4 protein-coding genes and 1 pseudogene are annotated in these 5,018 nt (G+C 38.5%); all 5 read right to left on the minus strand.

Translation table 11 applies throughout. The features are described from left to right. A partial coding sequence (locus tag VFS71_RS18850; RefSeq protein ID WP_326403192.1) for a hypothetical protein occupies positions 1-189 on the minus strand: 189 nt, incomplete at its 3' end. A gap of 81 nt (positions 190-270) precedes the next feature. Beyond that, positions 271-1,320, minus strand: coding sequence for an MFS transporter (locus VFS71_RS18855; RefSeq protein WP_326403193.1), 1,050 nt, complete (start codon positions 1,318-1,320; stop codon positions 271-273). A gap of 77 nt (positions 1,321-1,397) precedes the next feature. Continuing rightward, positions 1,398-2,990 carry an MFS transporter gene (locus tag VFS71_RS18860; protein WP_326403194.1) on the minus strand — a complete coding sequence of 531 codons (1,593 nt, stop codon included), beginning with the start codon at positions 2,988-2,990 and terminating at the stop codon, positions 1,398-1,400. Between the two features lie 468 nt (positions 2,991-3,458). Next, complete coding sequence (locus VFS71_RS18865) at positions 3,459-4,409, minus strand: TIGR01212 family radical SAM protein (RefSeq protein WP_326403195.1); 951 nt, start codon at positions 4,407-4,409, stop codon at positions 3,459-3,461. 95 nt (positions 4,410-4,504) lie between these two features. After that, positions 4,505-5,018 (minus strand): annotated as a pseudogene (locus VFS71_RS18870) (cyclic pyranopterin phosphate synthase MoaA); the annotation flags it as partial.

A 5,018-nucleotide genomic window follows, 5' to 3' on the forward strand; every position in this document is an offset into this window, starting at 1 on the left:
CTCAAACCCTACCACTTTATTTTCTTTCACCAACAATTGGATACCGCATTGCATTCCACAAAAACAACAATGCGTTTTCACAGCCTCATCTGGCTCGTCCCTGCCTACATATCCGTCTTTTGGCGCATAATTCAGCGTCGGGCCAAAATGCTTTACTATATTCTCCTCTGCTACCGGTAATTTTGCCATTTTATATTTATTTTTTTACCGCGAAAACACAAAGGCGCAATTTATTTCTTTGCGACCTTGCGACTTTGCAGTGTTTTTTTTTTATCCGAATAAATTTCCCCCTTCTAATCTCGCTTTCAAATGCGCTTGAGCTAATCTTGATCTTTTCCCTTCGGGACTTAAATCCAAATGTGATGTTCCGTCTTCGTGCGAAAAATCAAAACCCAATTGTTCCGTTACAGTTTTCAAATCCTGAATATGCAATTTAGTGGCAAACTCCTCACCCGTATGTGGGCAAACAGCCATTCCCATTTTCATTCCTTGTTTCTTGTAAATGTGTGCCCCGATTTGAGCCGGACGCTGAATAATATGGAAAAATTTCCCGAACGGAATCCAAATCAAAAACATAATCACCGTAACGGCGTGTAAAACCGCCAAGAAATCAAACGCAAATCCCTTCATAAACTGATACGAATATGTTAGTCCCAATCCAGTTACCGAAATGGCTATCAATAAAATAAGCGGTAACAAATCCCCCTCAAAAGATTGAGTGGCAATCAGCCCAGGATTCGTCAAACGTCTTCTTAAGTAATACAATGATCCAAAAATAACCAGGTATGATGACCAATTCAAAGCATGGAAAGTCAAAAAAGCGGTAATGGAATCCAAATCAAAATCCATTACTTTAAACCCAAAAAAATACGCTTCGTATGTAGAAATCGTATTCGGCGCCATGGCAAAATTAATCCAGCCAAAAGTAAGCGGTATCGTTATCAAAAATGCCGAAGTACATCCTACAGCAATCATAAAATGTGCTACCCAGCGGTATTTTCCCCTTGGATAAATAAACTTTTGAAAAGCAATATTTTCAACAGACTCTTTCGTAGCAAACCAAAAATGTGAAAACACTTTTCCGGTTATCAAATACGTAATTCCGCGCTTAAAGTAAATCCATGTCGGCGGTCTTTGTAACCAAACCGTATAACGATAGACAATCCCGAAGAAAGCAAACACCGTCCCAAATAAATAGGTCACGAGTGCCGCATCAAAATTTTGCAGTTTTCTAGAACCAAAAAACACCAAAACAATCATAAATATTGAAAGTGCAGTAGCTATCAGCAATGCCTTGGTGTTATATATTTTGTTTTTCATATAGAATAAATTATATTTTGTCTGATGGCCTATTTATTATGCTTTGAGTGAATTCCCATAATTCATTCAAAAACTACTTAGCTTGGTTTCTCACATCCTTTGCGGTTGTAAAACCACCAATTAATTGTTGTAGCTAATATAGTGAAAAGAATTAAGCCAATAAAAAATTGATTAACAGTCCCGTTGGCCGTAATATTATTTCCAATTAATTTAGAAAAGATAAAAGGTCCAAAGGCAGCAATTGCGGCAGTCCATCCAATTACGCCAGCGGCTTGACGCTGATTTTCTGAAAATATGATGGGAAACTGTCTAAAAGTTCCCGCATTTCCAACTCCCGTAAAAAAGAACATTGATAAAATCACCCCTACAAATAGCGGAAACTGATCCATGCTCGTAGGCGAAACCAATCCTTGGGTAACCAAAATAATTGCGCCAGTTAAAATTCCAAATCCTGTTATGGTTGTCAATATAGCTCCTCCAATTTTATCGGCTACAAAACCAAAAGCAACTCTGCTCGCAGAGCCAATAAGCGGTCCGTAGAAAGCATACACCAATGGATCCGGCGCATCGGGAAAATCACCATATAAATATTTAATCATCAAAGGAAATGCAGCCGACAAACCTGCGAATGTCCCAAAAGTCATCACATAGGTAATGGTGCAAAACCAAGTGTGCTTGTTTTTAAAAATGTCCATTTGCTCTTTTATGGAAGTCTGCATCGGAATACTTTTTAAAAAGAACCAACTGATAACTGCCAAAATCAAAAGAAAAGAAGTGTACCAAAATGCTGCCGATTGAATATAAATTTTCTTGTGTGTAACGGCCTCATTTTCGGGATTGAGTTTGTTTAATATTTTTTCAGCCAATTTAGGATTGGCATTGGCAATCGCTTTTGATTTCGCTTTCAATGGTAAGGCCGTAAAAATTTCAGCCTTTTCAACAGATTGAGTTGCTTCACAAACCGAATCCAGTACCGGTTTCTTTACATTGTCCAAAATTTTGGTCTGCACTTCAGCATCCAAAGCTGCAAAAACTTCTTTTTGTTTCTCAACTGTCGAATCTTTAAAAACATTCAGCGTTTCTTTTGCATCAACACTCGTAAATACTGATGAAGCTCCATATATGCTCACACTCAAAATAAGCGGAGTGACGAACTGAGCCAGAGAAACCCCAAAATTCCCGATTCCCGCTTGTATTCCCAGTGCTGTTCCTTTCAATCTTTTTGGAAAAAACAAACTGGTACTTGGCATAAAGGACGAGAAATCCCCACCGCCAAAGCCACAAGTAAAAGCCAAAACGGCAAATACCCAAAATGGAGTATTAGTATCCATCACTGCAAAACCGATACCGATTACCGGTATTAATTTAAGTAAAGTAGCCAAAGCCACAACGTGTCTTGTTCCAAATATCGGCAGGATAAAGGTGTGGATGATTCTTAAAAATCCTGCAGCCAATCCAGGTATTGCCACCAGCCAAAAAAGTTGGTCTTTGGAAAAAGGAAAACCAAGTCCCGGTAATTTCACCGCAATTACGCTCATCATAAACCATGAAGCAAAAGACAGTATTAATGACAAAGTTGTAATTGTTAAAGTTTTCCAGGCAATTTTGCTTCCTGTGTTTTTCCAGAAAGTTTCATCTTCTGGTTCCCATTTGTCTAGCCAAGTTTTCATATTCTATATTATTTGTTTACACTAATTAAAATTGTCCGACTTCAAATCAAATTTCAGTGAAATTCATCTTTCAAAAAGAAGATAAAAAAGTCTTTTATTTATAGTGTAAAATTAAGAGTCAAAAAGAATATAAAATATGATTTTTATCAGCTAACAGAAATGTGCTAAATTATTGTAGTTATTTAATTACAGTGTCTAGTTTTTTTTCGAAATAGATTTCTATTTTATTGAAATAATTAAGTTTACCTATGACGTTATTCAAACCCCACAATTAACCACAAACTTGTCATTGAATGATAATATTATGATAAAATCCTCTCGTGCTGCAGAAATCTGCGTGAGTGATAGAAGCTAGCTACCAAAGTAACGCGGATAGCACGACAGCATAAAGAAAGGGGACCGAATCACGATGCCGCTGATTTGGTCCCTTTTCTTTATGGTGGCACGCCCGAATGACGAATACACCTTCTATATACTATTATATTTTGAGCCTTGTATGATACCTCTTTTTTCGATTGCAGAATCGATATAATGCTGAATTTCGGTTTTTTTGAGTCCCCAGTTTGGAGCGATGAGCAAATCCCAATCGGAGATTCCAAAGAGGCGCTGAATGACTATATCTGGGCGTAGGAGTGGGATTAGGTCGCAAAGTAAATCGGTGTATTGCTCCAAAGTGAAGAGTGGAAACGGGTTTCGCTTGTAATGCACGCCCATGATCGAGCCTTCGACGATGTGCAAATGATGGAATTTTACGAATTTTATTTGGGGAAAACGGTTGATTTCATTGATGTAATTAAGTATCATTTCATGGGTTTCCCAGGGGAATCCAAAAACGGTGTGAATGCACAAATCGATTGAGCTGTCCTTTAATAATTCGACTGCGGTTATGAACTCGGCGTGAGTACAGCCCCGGTTTATTTTTTGTAAGGTTTCATCATATATGGACTCCATTCCCATTTCGAGATCGACATCAAAGCGGTCGCAGTAGCTTTCGAGCAAAGCGACTTTTTCAGCATCGATACAGTCGGGACGCGTCCCCACCGAAAATCCAACAACCTCATCGGGATTGAAAGCCAAAGCCCGATCGTAGATTGTTTTTAAGTAATCGACATGGGCATAAGTATTGGTGTTCGGCTGAAAATAGACTATGAATTGGTCGGCTTTATATGATTTTTTGGCACGTTCCATTCCCTGAAGCAATTGTTCTTCTATCGTAGGCTCTTTTCTGGAAATATCGGGCGTAAAGGAATCTACGTTGCAATAGGTGCAACCGCCATAGCCTTTGAGTCCGTCCCGATTGGGACAGCTAAAATTGCCATCGACTATTACTTTGAAAACTTTCTTTCCGTTGTATTTCTCGCGAAGATGGGTGCCGTAATTGTTGTACCCTTTTTTGTTGGATGCTGTTTCTACCTTCATCCTGCAAAGGTATTCACGATTGTATAGTACCAACAATGACTTTTGTCAGGGATTTTATAATTGAATAAATTCTAAAAATAGTTTCGCTAAAATCACTATCCTCCAATCTTTATCATACTTCGATTTTTTGAGAAAAGAAGCGGATCCTGGAATTTAGCATCATCGTCCATTCCGCCTCGCATGGCGAATTTGGATTTTATGTTTTGAAAAATAAGCGGTTCGATGGATTCCCCGGCACGTAAGGTATCCAACAAGGATGTTTCTGTATTCGAAAACAGACAATTTTTAAGCTTCCCGTCTGCAGTCAAACGGATGCGGTTACAGGTACTACAAAACGGATTGGTCACCGAACTGATTACGGAGAAACTGCCTCGATAGGATTCTATCTTGTGATTTTTAGCGGTGTCATTCGGTTTATCTTGGGTGCGCTCTACTTTTTGATCGGTATAAAAGCCATTGACTTGTCCGAGAATTTCGGCATAACTTACCAATTTCTCTTTGTTCCATTGATTACCGTCAAAAGGCATGAACTCTATAAACCTTATTTGGATGTTACGATCTTTGGTCAACTCAATAAAATCAATAATTTCGTTGTCATTAAACCCTTTG

This window comes from Flavobacterium sp., assembly GCF_035760125.1.
Taxonomy (GTDB): Bacteria; Bacteroidota; Bacteroidia; order Flavobacteriales; family Flavobacteriaceae; genus Flavobacterium.

Bases quoted from the DNA above. Each gene is read 5' to 3' on its own strand.
- VFS71_RS18860 (WP_326403194.1), bottom strand. From the start codon at position 2,990: ATGAAAACTTGGCTAGACAAATGGGAACCAGAAGATGAAACTTTCTGG.
- VFS71_RS18855 (WP_326403193.1), bottom strand. From the start codon at position 1,320: ATGAAAAACAAAATATATAACACCAAGGCATTGCTGATAGCTACTGCA.
- VFS71_RS18865 (WP_326403195.1), bottom strand. From the start codon at position 4,409: ATGAAGGTAGAAACAGCATCCAACAAAAAAGGGTACAACAATTACGGC.